This is a genomic window from Enterococcus sp. C74, assembly GCF_040887125.1.
Lineage (GTDB): Bacteria > Bacillota > Bacilli > Lactobacillales > Enterococcaceae > Enterococcus_B > Enterococcus_B hirae.
Genome location: NZ_JBFOFA010000004.1, coordinates 305,414 through 325,184, shown reverse-complemented (window position 1 = coordinate 325,184; position 19,771 = coordinate 305,414). Strand labels below are relative to the sequence as shown.

Below are 19,771 nucleotides of genomic sequence, written 5' to 3'. Positions count from 1 at the left end.
TACAAGGTCAAGAATAGTATTTTCAAAGAATTATGCATCATGAAATTATATTTGAGTAGTCCTATACATAACAATTCCTTTCATAATATTTCATTGATTTTTTAATCCCAGTTTTAATTTAGCCATAAAAAGTGGGATATTAATCAGATCAATATCCCACACTCATTTATTATGTAATTATTTTTAGAGTTTATTGATCACTATCTTTGAAATTGATCCTTTTTGTTTAGATATGCCTGTGACTTTGGTAGTACAGATGTTTTTAATTGCTCAATTCTTTTTTTCGTAAGGCTTCTTTGTTCTGAGCTTCCTTTTTTAAGAAATTCTTTCACACTCATCTTGAAATATTCTTGTCTTTCATTTGGTTTACTTGGAGACTTATATTCATTTTTTAATTTCTCAATTTCTATTTTTTGCCTCTTTTTGCTTATGTATTCAGATTTTTTCAACTCGTCTTGAAATTGCACCATTAGTGTTGGGGGAATTTCAGTATAGTGTCTGTTCATCTTAAATCTTTCTTTCACTTGATCAACCGCTATATCTTCTCTAGCCTTTTTTATTGATTTTTCTATCTTGGGCGTTTGCTTCTTTAAGAGTGTCTGAACATCTCTTCTAGCGATCACATCTAAATCATAAATAAAGGAAGTAAACCTGTTAAGGTCCAAAGAATCGAAATAGAATTTATCAAGGTCTTGAATTAGTGCATGTTTTGTTTCTTTCGACAAAACTGCTTTTTTGCTTAAATCATACTTTTGATTAAGGTAGTTAATATAAAAGGTTTTATTTTTATCATCCACTACTATTCTATCATCACTATTCATTTGGATGTTCCTTTGTCGTAACAGTTTTTTCTCTTCTGGAAGAAGCGGAAGATAAAAGATAATCCCTTCTGCAGAATCTCTCTTATAGTTAGAAAGAATTTTACCTAAAGTTGCTAACTTTTCCGAACTATTAGCTTCTCCCCTCACAAGCTTATGATCCTTGATTAGTTGAAGAGCAATAGCATATTGACTTCCTGTCCGTATTACTGCTATTTTTTGTTTATCATTTGGCATGTTATTCTCTCCTTTAAAAGTTATATACTACCTTGTTAAACTATCAGAAAAAAGGAGTATCTAAGTAACTTTTATTTCTGCAGAAAGAATTTTTTGGCATCTGATATCACTAAACATGTTGTTTTTCGAGTTACTATCCGATAACCATTCTGTCAAAAAGCAGTCATCACCCACTTATAGAGAATGGATGATGACTGCCTATACTAGATTAAAATTGAAGATTCTTAATTTATCCACTTCTGCTTGTCACAAATTGTTGATTGAATGATCTATCGACCACTAGAACATCGTACTTCTACTTCACGCAAGCTCCCCTTTTTTGCTTTAGCAGTCGTTCAGAACAGCTGGTTTTCTAACCGACCCATTTGTTCATTCATTTTTGACATTTTCCTAAATAAACGAACCCTTACACAAAAAATGTACTATATTTCTAGAAAATCTTACAGAAACTTCTTTCTTTTTACCATTTCCTGTTTGTCGCAAGCAATGGATCATTCGTATACAATTAGTCAATTACATTCGATAATAGACAATGATTGCTAGTCCGATACCTGATAAAATCAGTCCCCAAAATAGTTGTCCGAACATACTGGTATCTCCCAATAGCCAACGAACGAAAAATAATTTTCTTCCAAAACAAAAAATTAACACACCTATGATAAAAATAATACATCCCGTAGAAAATATCGGGTTTGCTTGAAAAGCATTTATAATCTCTTCCATCTAACAACATCTCTTTCTCTATCCATTATAGTTACCACAAACTCTGTTAGGCATCCTCTCATTTCAATACGTTTACCTAACGACACTTAGTATACTTCCTACTGTCAAGACAGTCCATATTTTTAAATGACCTGAACGAACAAAACTGTAAGCTATGTTTTTAAGCTGATCTTTGTCTACGACTATTTTCTCTCACAATATCGTTGAAGAGAAAAACGATCTAAGTTTTACATTGACGAATCAAATAAAAATACTCGCTGAACAATTTTCATTGAACAACGAGCATGCTAAGTTTTTGACTAATAGCTGTACTTTCTTTTTTCTAAATAGGAAGAAAGTAAGGATAAAGCATAGCAGACAGCAAAATACATCAACGTCATTGCCACAAACATTGGCAAAACATAATTGGTATTTTGTCCGTAAACAATTCGTGCTTGGTGAGTCAATTCAGGTAAGGAAATGATCACTGCTAATGATGTATCCTTGATCAATGAAATCAGCTGACTCACGATTGCTGGGATCATTGATTTAAATGCTTGGGGTAAAACGACGATTCTCATCGTTTCTACATAAGACAATCCTGTGGAAAGACCAGCCTCCATTTGTCCTTTAGGAACGGCATTCAACCCTGCTCGAAAAATTTCTGATAACATAGCCGATTCAAAAATCGTCAATGCTGCTACGGCTGACCAAAAAATATTCATTTGGATACCGATTTGTGGTAAGGCAAAATACGTAAAGAAAATGATCAATAGCAATGGAAGATTTCTGATAATATCAATTAGTATTCCTAGTATTTTTGAAAAATAAGGTATATTAGCAAAACGAACTACACCACAAATCCCGCCAATCAAAAAACTAAAGATGATTGAAAATAATGAAACCTCCACAGTCACTTTTAATCCTTCTAATAAGAAGCGGATATTCATCCATGAAAAAGCACCACTAAAATCCATTTTGTTCTCCCCTTCCTATGAACGAACTGCCCATTTTTTCTCTAAATATGTCATCAAGTAAGACAAAGGTAATGTAATTACTAAGTAAAAAAGACCCACGATGATATAGGTATCAAAAGTGTTGAAAGTTTCACTGGCAATTAAGTCCCCTTGATACATTAAATCTAACCCAGCAACGATAGCTAAAATCGATGAATTTTTGACTAGATTAATGAATTGGTTTCCTAATGGTGGTACGACGATCTTGAAAGCCTGCGGCAAAATAATAAACCGCATCGTTTGCGCATAGGTCAAACCAGCTGATAAACCCGCTTCTGTTTGCCCTTTTGGCACTGTTTGAATTCCTGAACGAACGGTTTCTGCAATAAATGCCGAAGTATAGATCGTCAAACCGATCGTCCCTGCTTGAAAGCCGTCAAAACTAATCCAATAGATCGGAAGGACGACATAAAAGAACATCACAATAATCAACAACGGGATATTTCGAAAAAATTCCACGTACGCTTTAGCTAGACCACTGATCACTTTGTTCGTTGACAATTGAAAAATTGCCATCAGTGTTCCAATAATCAAACTAAATAATAAAGCTAACACACTTGAATAGATAGTGATTTTAAACCCTTCTAAGAAGGTTGATCCATATGTTTGCAGCAACTCAGCCATTCTTTCCCCTCCTTAATTCACTTTTCCTTGGGTGGTATCTGGGAACCATTTTTGGTAAATCTGATCATATGTTCCGTTAGCAATGAGTTCTTTTAACGCTTGATTTACGGCATCCAAAAATTCTGTTTGTCCTTTATTGATCGCAATTCCATAAGGTTCATTGGTAAACGTCCCACCTGCTAAAGTATAGTCAGGGTTCTCGTCAGCCATTCCCAATAAAATGGCATTATCGGTCGTCATAGCATCTCCTTGTCCTGATTGTAAAGCAGTAAACGCTTCGGCATAGTTTTCTAGTTCAAGAATTTTTGCGTCTGGAGCATGTTCTCGGATATTTACTGCAGAAGTTGATCCTTTGACTGCGAGCACAGTTGTTTCAGCATTTAAGTCATCTACGCTTTTAATCGGGCTTCCTTTTTTGACTAATAAAGATTGTCCGGCATCAAAATAAACATCAGAAAAATCAACTTGCTTTTTTCGTTCATCTGTAATGGTCATTGTCGCAATAATCGCATCAATATTTCCATTTTTTAATAGAGGAATCCGTGTTTTAGAGGTAACTTCCACAAATTCTGCTTTCCCATCTTTTCCAAGAATCTCTTGCGTAATCGCTTTAGCGATATCGATATCAAATCCTTGAACCGTACTACTTTTGATATCCATCATCCCAAATAAGCGAGTATCGTATTTTACACCCCACGTTATGGTGTTGTTTTGCTTACTTCGTTCCAGAATGTTTTCTTCAGCGACACTTTTTCCTTTGCAGCCTGCTAATATCAAAAAGACCAGACCCAAAAGGAAAAGCAAACGAATCATTGTTTTCTTACGCATCTTATTCCTCCTATCAATGATTGATTACTTTACTAATAAATTGTTGTGCCCGAGGTTCTTTAGGGTTCTCAAAGAAGTCTTTTACATTGCGGCTATCTTCTAATACTTGACCATCCGCCATGAAAATAACCCGATCTGCTACTTCTTTTGCAAATCCCATTTCATGGGTCACGACGATCATTGACATCCCATCACGAGCTAATTTTTTCATTACATCAAGTACATCCCCGATCATTTCCGGATCTAAAGCAGATGTAGGCTCGTCAAATAACAGCATTTCCGGATTCATCGCCAAACCTCTGGCAATTGCCACACGCTGTTGTTGTCCTCCAGATAACATAGATGGATAAGAATCTTTTTTATCGAGCATGTTGACTTTTTCTAAGAATTTTTCCGCGTTTTTCACTGCACTTGCTTGATCTTGCTTTAATACTTTAATCGGTGCAAGTGTAATGTTTTCTAAAACGGTTTTATTAGGATATAGATTAAAATGCTGAAAAACCATTCCAACATTTTTTCTGACTTCAGTCAATTTTGTTTTTTTGTCCTGAAGGTCGATATCATTGATTAACAATCTTCCAGAAGAGATCGTTTCTAATCCATTGATACATCGTAACATTGTACTTTTACCTGAACCTGAAGGACCAATGACAACGACGACTTCCCCTTTCTCAAACTCGAGGTTTATGTTTTTCAAAGCATGGAATTTGCCGTAGTATTTTTCCACGTTATCAAATTTAATCATTGCCATATCATTACACTCCCATTATTATTTAGTAAGAAAACATTTAAAGATATATAATAGAACATATTATATCTGAAACTTACGTATTTTGTAAAGTTTCTTTGAAACTTTCTTTCGTTATTTTTCTCCTTTGCTTCTTACATCTGCTATTTTTCTGCATTTTGTTCGTCTTTTGATTTAGAACGGTTGTTTCTTCCTCCAAAAAACGGTAAGATATTAAGTGCTTAGTCTTACAAATCGTAAAGAGGTGTTTTTTTTGAAAAATATTATTCTAACAGGTGATCGCCCGACTGGCAAGTTACATTTAGGGCATTATGTAGGATCACTCAAAACACGGGTAGAAATGCAAAAAGATGAAAACAATCAACTTTTTGTAATGATTGCAGATATGCAAGCCCTAACCGATAACGCTAAAAACCCTGAGAAGGTTTCTTCAAATGTACTTGAAGTTGCTTTAGACTATTTAGCTGTTGGATTAGATCCTACGAAATCAACGCTTTTTATCCAATCGCAAATACCAGAATTAGCTGAATTGACTATGTACTATTTAAACCTAGTCAGCGTCGGGCGTGTCCGTCGTAATCCTACAGTTAAAACAGAAATCGAACAGAAAAAATTTGGTGAAGGTGTCCCAACTGGATTCTTTATTTATCCTGTATCGCAAGCTGCTGATATCACAGCTTTCAAAGCGAATTTAGTTCCTGTTGGTGAAGATCAAAAACCAATGCTTGAACAAACGCAAGAAATAGTTCAAAGTTTCAACCACACGTATGGCGACGTCTTAGTGGAACCAAAAGGCGTTTTCCCACCAAAAGGAATGGGCCGTTTGCCTGGCATCGATGGGAATGGAAAAATGAGCAAGTCATTGGGTAATGGCATCTATATTTCTGATCCTGCTGATGTGGTCAAGAAAAAAGTAATGAGTATGTACACAGACCCAAATCACATCCACGTGGAAGATCCAGGTCAAGTCGAAGGCAATATGGTGTTCACTTATCTTGATGTGTTTGGAAAAGACAAAAACGCGATTGAAGAAATGAAAGCTCATTATCGTCGTGGTGGTCTAGGTGATGTGAAAATCAAACGCTATTTGATTGATGTTTTGGAAGAAGAGTTTGCTCCAATTCGTGCTAGAAGAGAAGAATTAGCGAAAGATCCAGCCGCTGTGATGGCGATCCTAAGAGACGGTAGTGAAGCAGCTGCGAAAGTCGCTGCTCAAACTCTAGCAGAAGTCAAAACTGCAATGGGAATCAATTATTTTAACTGATTGGCTTGTTAATGAATAAAAAAAGACGTCCTCATTCTTTGTGAGGGCGTCTTTTTTTACAGTTTAACGAATATTTGCACCAACTGTTTCACTTAGTGCTTTTTCGATCTTAGTCATTGATCGGTTAATTTCTTCATCTGTCATTGTTGCTTCAGGATTCTCGAATGTCAGACTGTAAGCCATTGACTTATGTCCTTCCTCGATATTTTTCCCTTGATACACATCAAACAATTGGATGTCTGTTAAGAACTTACCTGCAGCAGACTGGATAACCGTTACGATTTCTTGATTGGTTACTGTTTCTGCAACTAACATCGCAATGTCACGAGAAACGGAAGGGAATTTTGTCACCGCATGGAAAGTCATCCCTTTTTGAGCAGCTTCGATCACTGAGCTCAAGTCAAATTCTGCAACATAGGTTTCTGGAACATCGTATTCTTTAGCTGTATTCGGATGAACCTGTCCAACAAATCCAATCACTGTTTCACCTAAATAGATTTCCGCTGTTCTTCCTGGATGCATGTCTTTCAAACTATCAGTCGCTTGATAAGAAATTTCTGTTGCTATTCCTAATTGTTCAAACAAGTTTTCTAAAAGACCTTTGATCGTATAGAAGTCAACTACTTCTGCTTGAGTTTGCCAACTTTTATCCTGCCAAGTACCTGTCAATGCAAGAGCAACATGTTTCACTTCCTGCGGCAAATGAGTCAATGGATCGTTTTCTTGATAGAAGACTCTTCCGACTTCATAAAAAGCGACATCACTATTTTTTCTAGCTACGTTATAGTTCACATCATCCAATAACCCACTGATCAAGTTCATTCGTAAGACAGAACGGTCTTCGCTCATTGGCCAATCAAGACGTGTAACTAAGGAATCTTTGATTGTAAATTGACGAGATTTTTCTTCCGTTGTCAAAGCATAGCTGATGGCTTCATGTAAACCACTGTCTTCAAGTAATGTACGGATCTTGCGTGTTGTTGCTTGCTCTTGGGTCAAACTTCCTGCAACAGTCTCTCCACTTGGTAATGTGGAAGGCAAGCGATCATAACCATAGATACGAGCGACTTCTTCAATAATATCCGCTTCAATCTTGATATCCCAGCGACGAGGAGGAACAGTAACGGTGAACGTTTCCCCTTCACTTTGATAGCCAAAGCCAAGTGCTTCAAAAATCTCATTTACTTCCTTCACTGTTAAGTCAGTTCCTAGATAATGATTGATTCGTGAGAGAGTGATCGTTACTGTTACGTCTTCTACTTGATAAGTCGAACCAGCAACCGCACCTTGAAGAACCTCACCGCCTGCTAACGAAACGATCATTGCAGCAGCAACGTCACAAGCCTCAGCAACTGTTGCTTGATTGATTCCTTTTTCAAAACGAGCAGAAGATTCACTTCTTAAATTGAATTGTTTCGCTGTTCGACGGATCGAAATTGGATCAAACAAAGCTGCTTCTAGAGCAACCGTAGTCGTTGTCTCAGTGATTTCAGAATCCAAGCCGCCCATCACACCTGCTAAAGCGACTGGTTGTTCTCCATTAGTGATCACGAGATTTTCGGGTGTTAACTCACGTGTTTCGCCATCTAACGTAACGATTTTTTCTGTTGCTTTTGCCTGACGGACGACGATTTCTTGTGATCCTAGCCGATCATAATCAAACGCATGTAATGGTTGTCCAAACAACAGTAAGATGTAGTTTGTGATATCTACTACGTTGTTGATTGGTCGAATCCCCTCATTCATCAAGATATTTTGTAACCATTGTGGACTAGATTGGATTTTTACGCCCTCAATGATTCGAATTTGATAAGCAGGCACAGCTTCTGGATCTTCGACTGTCACCTTGATTTTGTCTTTTGCCGGACGTGCTGCTTCTACTAATTCTTCCTCTGCAAAATGAGGTGTTTGACGATAAATCGCCCCCACTTCATATGCTACTCCTCGCATAGATAAAGCATCTGCGCGGTTCGGTGTAATCGATAACTCGATAATTGAATCGTCCATGTCTAAATAAGAAAAGACGGGCTCTCCATTGACTGCCTCTTGTGGAAGATAGTAGATTCCTTCAGCATATTCTTTGGGAACAACACTATCTGGATAGCCAATTTCTTGTAAGGCACAAATCATCCCATTAGAAACTTGACCACGCATTTTCCCTTTTTTGATTTTTACATTCCCTGCGATCCGTGAATTAGGTAAAGCAACGATGACTTTGATCCCTGCCTTCACGTTAGGTGCGCCACAAACGATCTGTGAAAGTTCTTCTTCACCGATATCCACTTGGCAAATCGATAAATGATCGGAATCAGGATGTGGTACGCATTCCTTGACTTCGCCGACTACGATTTTTTTTAAGCCTTCTTCAGGAACCGTGATTCCTTCCACTTCGATCCCAGTCACTGACATTTTATCAGCTAGTTCTTTTGGCGTAACTGCTGACAAATCAAGATATTTATTTAACCATTTATAAGAAACTAACATGCTTTTTACTCCCCTTTGAACTGACTTAAGAAACGCAAGTCATTTTGATAGAAATTACGAATATCATTGACACCGTAACGTAGCATTGCTACTCGATCTGGGCCAAGGCCAAAAGCAAAACCAGAGTATTTTTCCGGATCGATACCTGACATTTTCAATACATTTGGATGAACCATCCCAGCTCCTAAGATTTCAATCCAACCGGTGTGCTTGCAGACATTACAGCCAGCGCCACCACATTTGAAACAGCTGACATCCACTTCAACAGAAGGTTCAGTAAATGGGAAATAACTAGGACGTAGTCGAATCTCACGTTCTTCACCAAACATCTTTTTCATTACGACTTCTAACGTGCCTTTTAAGTCACCCATCGTAATATTTTCATCGATCACTAATCCTTCGATTTGATGGAATTGGTGACTATGAGTAGCATCATCTGTATCACGACGGAATACTTTCCCAGGTGAGATCATTCGAAGTGCACCTTTTGAAAAGTCATGTTTTTCCATCGTACGTGCTTGTACTGGTGAGGTATGCGTACGAATCAAGATCTCTTCTGAAATATAAAAAGTATCTTGCATATCACGAGCTGGGTGGTCTTTTGGTAAGTTCATTCGCTCAAAATTATAATGATCAGACTCCACCTCATACCCTTCAACAATTTGGTAGCCCATTCCGACAAAGATGTCTTCGATTTCTTCCATGATTTGTGTCAAGATGTGGCGGTTTCCTTGTTTGACTTGACGTCCTGGCAAGGTCACATCAATTGTTTCTTTGCTTAAAGCTGTTGCAAGTGCCGCCTCTTCTAACGCTTGCTTTTTACGTTCAATTTCTGCTGTCAACAGATCACGAATCTCATTGGCAAAACTACCAACTTTCGGACGTTCTTCAGGACTTAGATCCTTCATTCCCCGTAAAACTTCGGTGATTGGTCCTTTTTTTCCTAAAGTTTCTACACGAATTTGATTTAATTCTTTTAAATCGTGTGCTGTCGCTATTTTAACGATTGTGGCTTCTTTCAAGCTTTCTAATTGGGCTTGTAGAGACATTCCCTATTTCCTCCTTCAAATTCAAATACAAAAAAGACCTCATTCCTACAAAGGAACGAGGTCTTCGCGTTACCATCCTAATTTACGGTCAAAACCGTACACTTACTTTTTTAACGACATTTGCCGGTCTGAATAAATCAGACGAACTCAGAAAGTGAACTTCATTTTTCAAACTCAGGATCTGCTTACAGTCTATGACAGATCTCCCTGGACTGGTTTAGCCAAACTACTCTTTTTCGTCAACGTTCTTTAGCTATTCATCTAATGCCAGTTTACAAGATTTCACTTCCAAAATCAACTGCATTCTTCTTCTGTCACCCATTTTTCACTCCAAACCTGTAACTGAACAATGGCCTTTTGAAGATCCGCTCCTTTTTCAGTTAACATATATTCTGAACGGCTGGACTCTTTACATGAGAAGTTTCTGGCGATGATTTTTTCTTTTTCAAGTTCTTTTAATCGTTCAACTAAAACCCGATCACTCACCATAGGTATTTTAGCTGCGAGATCAACAAAGCGTTGCGGACCATTTTCAAGCAATACATCAATAATCAGCCCATTCCATTTTTTACCTAAAATCGAAAAGGTCTTTTCAAATTTAGGACATAAAGTGAACTCTGTCTGTGTTAGCTCCATTTTACTCACCTCTTTGCTAAGAGTATAGCATATTACTTACAAAGTGTAAGTCCTAGTTGCTCAATTATTATTATTTATTAATATTTATTATTTTCTTTGCGCTTAATAAGACAAGAAAGACATCTGTGACAGGCTTTTCTAAAGATTCTGTCAACGCCTGTTGATAGAGATTCAATTGCCCACGATATTTTTGAATGACAGCATCAATCGCTGTTTCATCGTTGCGATCTAAAATGAAATCCGTCTTAAAGTCATATAATTGAATCGTCGTGGATAATTCGATATAACCATCAACAATCCCATGGATCAGCAATTCATCTTCTTCATTTGGGTATTGTTCAAAGACCCGTTCTGCAGGTAATAACATCGAAAACGGTTGTTCCCGTTTGACATGCTCTTTTTGCTTGATCAATTCTTTTCCTAGCTCGGTTTCAAAAAACCAAAGAATAGCAGAAAAATCAATTTTTTTGGCTACCTTTTGATCCACTAAACGCTTTTTGACTAATTCATCTAGCAATGCTTGGATCGACTCAGTAGTCGGCATTTCTAATGGCAGCAATTGCAATAAATAGTGTGTTGCAGTTCCGATTGCCGCAGCTGAAACCTGTTGCGTTTTTTGTAAGAAACGTGGTTCAGCCAATGTATCTTGCGTATAACGGAATTGGCGGTTTAACCCTCTTGTTTCATTACTTTCCCAGACAAGTTTAGCATCAAGCGTATCATCTGGATCTTCAAACAAACGTTTAATTTCAGAGACCGATTGATAACTTGTGGTTTGCGTTGACTCTTTGAAAGGATAACGATAATCGAGTCGTGCTTTCAGAGCAGGTGATAGTGGTGTTTGATCCACGTCATTATTTTCAGCAGCATCGTTTTCTTGCGCTATTAAACGTTGCCTTTTTTCAAGCAGAGATTGTTGATTCATCCAAGTAATTGCAAATTGGCTATCAGAGTTTTTTAATTCTGAAAGAATGGTTGCTTCGGCAAAATAGTTTTGCATCAATGGATGACGCATCAAACTAAGACCGATCCAGCTCATCAAGCTGCTATTCCCTTTTAATCGAGTCGTTGGCTCTAAGACTAATTTGGTTTGTTCAGAAGCTTCTGACCAATTCTTCAAGGTATCTTCTTTATTTTTATACGAGCCGATAATAAATAATTTTTGTTCCGCACGGGTCAAACCAACGTAGAGTTTACGCATCTCCTCTGACAATAACTTATTTTGTTTGGCTGATTTGATTGCTTGGTAAGGCAAGGTATCATACAACACCCGAGTATCAGGGTCCATATAACGAATCCCCGCACCTAGTTTTTCTTCAAAAGCATATCGCTTTTTTAAATCTTGCAAATTGAATTGTTTGGTCATATCTAATAAAAAGACAATAGGAAATTCTAAGCCTTTACTTGCATGGATCGTCATGACTCGAACAGCATTATCGCTGGATGAAATCACCGGCTCCGCTAAATCTTTGTCTTTTTCCTGCATCTTTTCGATGAAGCGAACGAATTGATACAACCCTCTAAACGAACTTTGTTCATACGCTTTCGCACGATCAGCCAACGCATAAAGGTTTGCTTGTCTTTGGGCACCAGCTGGTAAACCTGCTACATATTCTAAATAACCGGTTTGTAAATAGATCTCCCACAGCAAGTCAGTGATTGAAGACCGCCGAGCCAGTTCCCGCCACAATTCGAGTTGGTCATTGAAATGGCGCAATTTATCAGCTAATTCATTCTGATTTGCTGTTTGGTAAGCCAGCACCGCATCATAATAGGTATGCGTTCGATCAGCTAAACGGATCTGTGCCAGTTCTGGTTCAATCAGTCCTACGATCGGTGAACGTAAAACGGCTGCCAATGGAATATCTTGATATGGATTATCAATCAATTGGAGTAAAGAAATCATCGTACGCAACTCCGTAGATTGAAAATAATTTTGGGCATCGTTCATTTCTAAAGGAATATCCAATGTTTTAAAAATCTCTAATATCGTAAGGTTATTCTTCTTTGTAGGTGTTAAAAGTACGATATCTTTATATTCGACAGGACGATTCTGTTTCATTTTTTTATCATAGATCAGGAATTTTTCATCAATCAGTTCGCGGATTTTTAAGCCCGTCATAAAGAGTTCGCCTTCTGTTTTGTCCTCTAGATTCTCATCAATTGGAAGGTCGCTGTTTGGCTCTTCTTCTTTTTCGTAAATCAATAGTTCTGGTTCAAAGCGATCGACTTCGGGGAAATCGGGAAATCCTAATCGTAATTGTGCAGCATCATCATAAGCGATTTGTCCCACAACAGGGTCCATCAATTGTTGGAACACCAGATTGGTAAATGACAGGACTTCCTTTCGGGAACGAAAGTTTTCTGCCAAAATGATCCGTCTTCCACCCTCAGCTGTTGAAAATGCTTCATACTTTTCAATAAACAAACTAGGATCAGCTAGTCGAAAAGAATAAATCGACTGTTTGACATCCCCAACCATGAATAAATTGCCGTTTGTCGGATCAGGCTGTCTAAGCCAATAAAGGATAGCTTCTTGCAACTGGTTGATATCTTGGTATTCATCGACCATTACTTCTTTGAATTGCTTACGATAAAGCTTTGATGCTTCACTTGGAAGCCATGACTCTTCTGTTTGAGTCGTCAAGATTCGCAAGGCAAGATGTTCTAAATCATTGAAATCTACTACTCCCTTTTCTCTTTTTCGTTGGCTAAAGCCATCCATGAAACGTTTGGTGACATTCGTCAACTCTTCCACTAGGACAGCAGCTTTTTTCGTCCGTTCGGTCAATTGTTCAGGAGAAATCGGAAAATATGTTTTTCCAATTTTCTGAATGATTTTTTTCGCCTGATCTCTTAAATTTTTAACTTCGGCTGAACGTTCTTTCAGCTCTGCTTTGCGACTGCTTTTAAAAGTAGTAAAAGTCAATGTTTCTAAACCCGTATAGGCTTCCGGCAATTGATCTTGTAATAAGTGATCATAAATGCGTTGGACTTGTTCTTTTTCTCCTGCAACTTGTTCCAACATTTTTTCCAGACCTTCTTCTTGCGCTAATCCAACCATTTCTTCATAAAGTTGCACACTTTGTGCCATATCTGTAAGTAGAAGTGGTCGCAATTGTTCTTGGTACAATGGTGAATGAGCTAATCCATCATCTAAACGATAGTTATCCACTAATTGATCTAACCAACGCTTGGGATCAGGATTCGCTCGCGCAAATTCATAAAGAGAGAAAACCAGATTGGTCAATCCATCATCTGAACGATCATTTGAAAAATTCATCGTTAATTGGAAAAACTCTTCCCGATCTTCGCTATAACAAGCCTCGCGTAATTCATCCCAAACATCTTCTTTCATTAAGATCGTTTCTGTCTCATCCGTTAACATCCGAAAAACTGGATCAATATCGATCAAGTAGTAGAATCGGCGGATGACCGTTAAACAAAAAGCATGTAAAGTAGAAATATTAGCACTCGGCAATAAAATCAGCTGTTTCGTGAAATGTTGTTGGCGTGCCGGATCGCTTTCACTATTGACTGCTTCTTGTAAAGCTTCTTGGATCCGTTCTTTCATTTCTTTCGCTGCCGCTTCTGTAAACGTCACGATCAAAAGTTCATCAATATTGAACCCCATTTTTAGTTTTTCGATTACTCGACGGACAAGCACTGTGGTTTTTCCAGAACCAGCGGAAGCTGATACCAGCAAGTTATCTCCCTGATCAAAAATGGCTTGCCATTGTTCGTCAGTGAATCGTTCGTTTTCTGGTCTCAAAGGAATTTTGGTCATTCTTCCTCACTCCTTTTTTCTATTCTTCGCAGGGCTTCTTCCTTGTTTAATTTTTCTAAACGGTGATAATTGTTTTCTTGCAACATCACATCAAACGTACAAACACTTCTAAAAGGACACATTTGACAAGCAAGCCGCTCCTTGTCTTTGTATGCTGGATTAAGTTTGATCTCCCCTGACGTGATTTTATCCCCTGCTAAACGCATATTCGCACGATTATGCGCCATAAAAAGTTGGAGTTCCTGTTCTGTATAGAATTTTTCTTTACTAAAACTTCCCTTTTGATAGACATCTTTCGCATTTTTCTTGATCGGATAAATCAAAGAGTTCTCTTTTGCTTCCAGTGAATGATCTAATACTTCCAATAACTCAGGTTCATCGACAAAGATGCCGTCATAACTGAATTTTTTCAATGTCTCTTTTTCAATTTCATTTGCTTCAGACAAAATCGGATTATGGACATGTAAATAATAGGAACCAGCTGGTCGAACCAATGCTTTTCCAGTCAATTTGACAGCATCCATCAACGCCACGTCTAGATAGGTCAACAGTTGCATAGCCATCCCGTAGTAAGCTTCAGTGACATCAAAGGAACGTCCACTTGATTTATAATCGACAACACTAAGCCAGGTATCCGCTTGTTCAACAGCAACATCCACACGATCAATCTTCCCACGAACATGTAGTTTCCCTCCATTATTCAGTGGTAATTCCAACCCTGGGATACCTTGAGCGCCCGCTATTTGGCCAAACAATATTTCTGTTTGAAGGGGCTTCATCCCTGTATTTTTACTTTGCTTTTGTAATGCCCAAGCTACTTTTTGGATCGTTTGTCCTAACTGATAACGAATATAGTTCATTCGAGCTGAACTATCTAAAATTTCAAAGCGTAACTCGCCAAAGACGTCTTGCAAGACTTTTTCAGTAAACTCTTTACGTTGTGTATCGGTCATTTCTACTAGCGATATCTGATTTGAAAATAGTAATTTAAAGAAACGGTCTAATGATTCATGATAAAAATCACCTGTAGCAGCCGGCGTTAAACCATAGACCATTCGTTCTTTCAGTTTCAAACCAAATTGGACAAAATATTTATATTCACAATTATAGAAATTTTCTAATCTGGAAATAGAGGTATAAATATCTTTACCATAAAGTTCCTCTGCCATCTTTTTAGGTAATGACACCGGGACATTCAGATGTTCTTGACTTTCAAAAATGCGCAATGCAAAATTTCGCCATTGTGATTGCAAGATCTGCTCTCTTAGTTGGCGCCAATACACCGGAACTTTTTTCTTCTCTTCCTTTGCTAAACGATAGATATGATTGATTGTATTGATCCCACTACGATACGTACCGATATAACAACTCGGATCGCTGTCTAAAACCAAATGCTCTTTTCTTTCAGCTGGGATCATCAAGTATTCCATGATTCGTTTCAAATAAGGAGAGATTTTCAACGTGTTTGTATCATAACTTTGAGCGTAACTGAGGTATAGACGCTGAGTGGCTGAAGCAAACACCAAGTAGGCTTGCAATGGTTCAAAAGACAAGTTCTCTTTTGCGGGATCAAATAAAAATTTTTCTTCCGCTAAACGAGCATTCAACGTTTCCCTTTCCTCACTAGAAAGCAAGCCTTTCGTTTCGTGCCGATCAGGAAATACTTGATCATTCAAGCCAATGGCAAACGTGACTTTCGCCTGGTTTGATCGTACCAGTTCCAAGCGGTTGATGCGTACTTGGTCGATTGCTGTAGGAATCTTCCCATAACTTAAATTTTCTAACCCGCTGGTAATGATTTCCTGAAACAAATGCCAGTCAAATTCAGATTCCCCATAAATGAGCGAATACTCGTCCAGTAAATCAATTAACGCCCCCCATGTTTGCTCATGGTTTCGGGCTGCTGCTAAATTGCCTCGTTCAATTTCTTGATTTCGCCAAAAAACTAATTGTTGTTGTACGCCACTGTTCACCAAAAAACGATAAAAGACCGTCGCGCCTTCTTGTCCATTTTTACATTTTTTCATCTTGTCAAAAAATGTTGGGACTTTCTCTTTGAAGAAGTGCCGAATATCATTCGAGCGTTTTTCTAATTCTTGAACATCTTCCAGTTGTTCTGCTTCAAAATCGTAAGACACGAACTGCCAATCTTTTTCTCTCGTCCAGTATGAACCTTGATAGTTATAAGCAAGTGCTACATTTTCTGTGACATCTAATTTTGCTCGGAACTGATTTCTTTGCTCACGCCAACTGACTAAGTCTAGTGTATCATCCGCTTCACAAATGAATAATTCAGTTTTGAAAAAACGCATGATATCATTCAAACGATAGGCATACCGATCTAAAGCGAATAAACTATTGATCCATTCGATCAATGGATGATTCTCCATCAACTGCTCTTCATCAATATAAAAAGGAATCGCCATTTCTTTGAAAACAGGTTGTAGCAAGTTACCATAAAACGCCATATCTTTCGTTAACACTTGAATGTCACGATAGCGATAATTTTCCTCGCTGACCAAACGACGGATCTCCACAGCTAGTTGTCTGACTTCTTCAGTGGCGTTCTCTGCTTCCCAAATTCTCAACGCCTCTTGTTGCCCAACCTTCAGCGGCTGGCTTTTTTTGTTGCTAGAAGTTTCTTCCCACATTTTTTGCAAGTGCATGAGTGCAAGCGGTCTTTCATGTTCTGGGGCAAATTTTTCCACTAAAACCGGCACTCTTCGTTCTTTGGCACTGTTGATTAGTTGGAAATAGAGCTTTCCTGTTTCATGAAACAATGTCAACACTTCAGGCATATCCGTGATATAAGGACGATCAAGAAGCAAATCAATCACTAGCTGTCCCTTTTCCATCATGACCTGTAACAATTGATATTCTTGCGCATTGACTCGAGTGAAACCACTAACGATAAATTTCACCTTAGACATGTCTTGCGTTTGTAGATAATTTGCCAAAATGGTCAAAGCATCTTCAGATTGCAGCGCACGTTGGACTAATTCTTCTTCAAAAGCTGTAAAAATCAATTGAAGATCTTTCATTTTCAATTGTTGATTTTCAGCTTTTACCGTATCCGCTAATTCTGAAAAGACAAGATCTTCAGGTGAAATATTTCCAATACGTAATTCATTGTGCAGTTCTTGCAACTGGCGAATAAACCCTTTTTTATTGATTTCTCCCCGAAAAATCGTTAAATTTTCTTCATTTTTTTCTAGGATCTGTCGCAAGATCATTGCCGAACCAGATTCTGAAAGTTCATTACCAGACAATAACGTTGTTTGCTGCAACAAATACCACGCTAAACGATAAAAACTAAAGACTTGGACATTCGTTGTACTAAATGACGTTTTGCCACTTCTTTGACGCAGCTCTGTCAAGATTTCTTGTTCTTGTTCAAATTTATTATAGTTAGGTACAAGGAAAAATACCTGGTGCGTACTATCTTTTGCTAACCATTCGACTGATTCATCAATCAACGCTGTACGGTGGTCTTTTCGGGCTGTCCCGAGAATAAATTGTAAAGACATTTTCCCTCTCCTTATTCCTTAGATTCATTCCTCATTCATTATACCAAAAACAACTGAACATTTGTTCTTTTTCCTATTTTTTTTAGAAATTAATTGTTTGCGCTTATAGAGATTATTTTACCAAATCCTCTCAAAAAAAGTTTAGGACTACTTCTTGTGATTCACATCCATCAATCGCTATCCTTTACTTATTTCTTATACTTATCCATATAAAAAAAGCACCAAAGCTAGTTATTTCCACTAACTTTGATACTTTCTTTTATAACTTCATTTGGTTTAATGAATGGAACCCATCAATTTTTTGATTGGTTCTTTAATCATAAACAATACAACTGCTCCGACGATTGCTACGACACCGACAATCCCGAAATAAGCAGATTCAGTACCTGGTGTATAGAAACGCGCGATTTGTGCATTGATCGCTTGTGAAGAAGCATCTGCCAAGAACCAGATAGCAATGGTTTGTGATTCAAAAGCTTTAGGTGCTAATTTTGTTGTCGCAGACAAGCCAACTGGCGATAAGCATAATTCAGCGATTACGACAATGAAGAAGCTGCCAATCAACCACATTGGACTTACTTTACTATCTGTGCCATAAAGCATGCCTGGTAACATCATTAATAAGAAAGATAACCCAGCAAATAATAGTCCTAGTGAAAATTTCACTACTGTTGATGGTTGTCGTTTTCCTAATCTCGTCCACAATGTAACAAATACTGGTGTCAAGACGAAGATGAAAATCGGATTCAATGATTGATACCAACTAGCTGGAATATTCATACCGAACAATGTTGATTGTGTCCGTTCTTGTGCAAACAGAGCCAAGATGGAAGATCCTTGTTCTTGTAACGACCAGAAAATGATCGCTGCTAAAAATAATGGGATATACGCCCATACTTTTGGTTTTTCCTCTGCTGTAACATTTTTAGCTGTTAACATTTTAACAAAATAGTATAACGGTAAAAGAATACCTAAAACACTAATTGAATTGACAAAGAAATCAATGGTTAAATGTCCAGTGACTTGTGCGCCACCAAAGATTGCTACAATCACAACTAAAGCAATGACTAAGTTACGAATGAATTTTTTACGCTCTGCTGCTGTTAATGGGTTAGGAGCAACTGTTCCTATACCATCCAACGTTTTACGTCCTTGGATCACGTATTGTAACAGACCAAAGAACATTCCGATTGCAGCTAATGAGAAGCCAAGATGGTAGTTGTATTCCTGTCCGATCGTTCCTACGATGATCGGTGCTAACATCGCACCTAAGTTGATTCCCATATAAAAAATAGAGAAGCCGGCATCTCGTCTTAAATCAGTTTTTGAATAAAGATGTCCAACCATTCCGGAAACATTTGGTTTCAAAAAGGCTGTCCCAAAGATAATCAAAGCCATTGAGACGAATAAAGTGGAAACACCAAATGGCAACGCTAAGACGATATGTCCAAGCATAATAAATATTCCACCGAAGAAAACAGTTCTTTTTGCACCTAGTACCCGGTCTGAAACCCAACCACCGATGATACTAGACATATAAATCAGTGAACCATAAATTGACATAATTGCTAATGCTGTTGCGGTAGGTAATCCAAGTCCACCGTTTGCTACAGTATCGTACATGTAGTAAAGCAACAGCGCACGCATACCATAATAACTAAATCGTTCCCACATCTCTGTGAAGAACAATGTTGACAACCCCTTCGGCTGACCGAAGAAGCCCTTGTCTTGTTGATTTTCCATAATCCATACCCCAATTCTTTAAATTTTCAGAAAATACTATAAATATTCACTGAAAAATTTAACTAAAAAACTTATTTAAGAAATATATACTTATTTTCTATAAAAACGAATAAAATTTAATGGGAAAATGATAATAAAAAATAAACAGATATTTAATAATTATATATTGCTATTTTAAAATGATCGAGTTTTACTTAGTTTAACAACAATGGAAACGTTAACTAAAATAACCTCTATTATTTTAATATTCATTAAAAAATTTACTTATTTTTTGTGAGCATATTATTTCACTTACTTTTTGTAAGGTG

General features: G+C 37.6%; 13 protein-coding genes. 1 reads left to right on the top strand and 12 read right to left on the bottom strand.

Features of this window, described 5'->3' with window-relative positions; genetic code table 11:
* Positions 1–200: 200 nt before the first annotated feature.
* The 6 genes from AB3H93_RS07875 to AB3H93_RS07850 all read right to left on the bottom strand — a co-directional run bounded on the left by AB3H93_RS07875 (position 201) and on the right by AB3H93_RS07850 (position 4,976).
* A complete protein-coding gene (locus tag AB3H93_RS07875) occupies positions 201–1,055 on the bottom strand; it encodes a hypothetical protein (RefSeq protein WP_207428556.1) in 855 nt (284 codons plus the stop codon).
* A gap of 513 nt (positions 1,056–1,568) precedes the next feature.
* Complete coding sequence (locus AB3H93_RS07870) at positions 1,569–1,778, bottom strand: hypothetical protein (RefSeq protein WP_010737487.1); 210 nt, start codon at positions 1,776–1,778, stop codon at positions 1,569–1,571.
* A 299-nt stretch (positions 1,779–2,077) separates the two neighbouring features.
* Complete coding sequence (locus AB3H93_RS07865) at positions 2,078–2,734, bottom strand: amino acid ABC transporter permease (RefSeq protein WP_010719297.1); 657 nt, start codon at positions 2,732–2,734, stop codon at positions 2,078–2,080.
* A gap of 15 nt (positions 2,735–2,749) precedes the next feature.
* On the bottom strand, positions 2,750–3,397 hold the full coding sequence (locus tag AB3H93_RS07860) for an amino acid ABC transporter permease (RefSeq protein WP_010719298.1): 648 nt from the start codon (positions 3,395–3,397) through the stop codon (positions 2,750–2,752).
* A gap of 12 nt (positions 3,398–3,409) precedes the next feature.
* Positions 3,410–4,225, bottom strand: a complete 816-nt coding sequence (locus AB3H93_RS07855; protein ID WP_010719299.1) for a transporter substrate-binding domain-containing protein — start codon at positions 4,223–4,225, stop codon at positions 3,410–3,412.
* A gap of 13 nt (positions 4,226–4,238) precedes the next feature.
* A complete protein-coding gene (locus AB3H93_RS07850) occupies positions 4,239–4,976 on the bottom strand; it encodes an amino acid ABC transporter ATP-binding protein (protein WP_010719300.1) in 738 nt (245 codons plus the stop codon).
* Between the two features lie 250 nt (positions 4,977–5,226).
* On the opposite strand from AB3H93_RS07850, the gene trpS reads away from it, so the two are divergent.
* Entirely contained in the window at positions 5,227–6,237 is a 1,011-nt protein-coding gene (gene trpS, locus AB3H93_RS07845; protein ID WP_010719301.1) for a tryptophan--tRNA ligase, read from the top strand.
* A gap of 63 nt (positions 6,238–6,300) precedes the next feature.
* Here trpS and pheT read toward each other — a convergent pair whose 3' ends face one another.
* The 6 genes from pheT to AB3H93_RS07815 form a co-directional block, all read right to left on the bottom strand.
* Positions 6,301–8,721 (bottom strand): phenylalanine--tRNA ligase subunit beta, encoded by a 2,421-nt coding sequence (pheT, locus tag AB3H93_RS07840; RefSeq protein ID WP_053766353.1) that lies wholly within the window; start codon positions 8,719–8,721, stop codon positions 6,301–6,303.
* Between the two features lie 5 nt (positions 8,722–8,726).
* Positions 8,727–9,770, bottom strand: a complete 1,044-nt coding sequence (pheS, locus tag AB3H93_RS07835) for a phenylalanine--tRNA ligase subunit alpha (protein WP_034699979.1) — start codon at positions 9,768–9,770, stop codon at positions 8,727–8,729.
* 294 nt (positions 9,771–10,064) lie between these two features.
* On the bottom strand, positions 10,065–10,406 hold the full coding sequence (locus AB3H93_RS07830; protein ID WP_010719304.1) for a helix-turn-helix domain-containing protein: 342 nt from the start codon (positions 10,404–10,406) through the stop codon (positions 10,065–10,067).
* A 70-nt stretch (positions 10,407–10,476) separates the two neighbouring features.
* Positions 10,477–14,193: a helicase-exonuclease AddAB subunit AddA gene (gene addA, locus AB3H93_RS07825; protein WP_368020394.1), complete on the bottom strand. Its 3,717-nt coding sequence runs from the start codon at positions 14,191–14,193 to the stop codon at positions 10,477–10,479.
* Complete coding sequence (locus AB3H93_RS07820; RefSeq protein ID WP_368020393.1) at positions 14,190–17,720, bottom strand: PD-(D/E)XK nuclease family protein; 3,531 nt, start codon at positions 17,718–17,720, stop codon at positions 14,190–14,192. Before AB3H93_RS07820 ends, addA begins: the two co-directional genes overlap by 4 nt.
* 276 nt (positions 17,721–17,996) lie before the next feature.
* Positions 17,997–19,463 carry a peptide MFS transporter gene (locus AB3H93_RS07815; protein ID WP_010719307.1) on the bottom strand — a complete coding sequence of 489 codons (1,467 nt, stop codon included), beginning with the start codon at positions 19,461–19,463 and terminating at the stop codon, positions 17,997–17,999.
* Between the last annotated feature and the right edge of the window lie 308 nt (positions 19,464–19,771).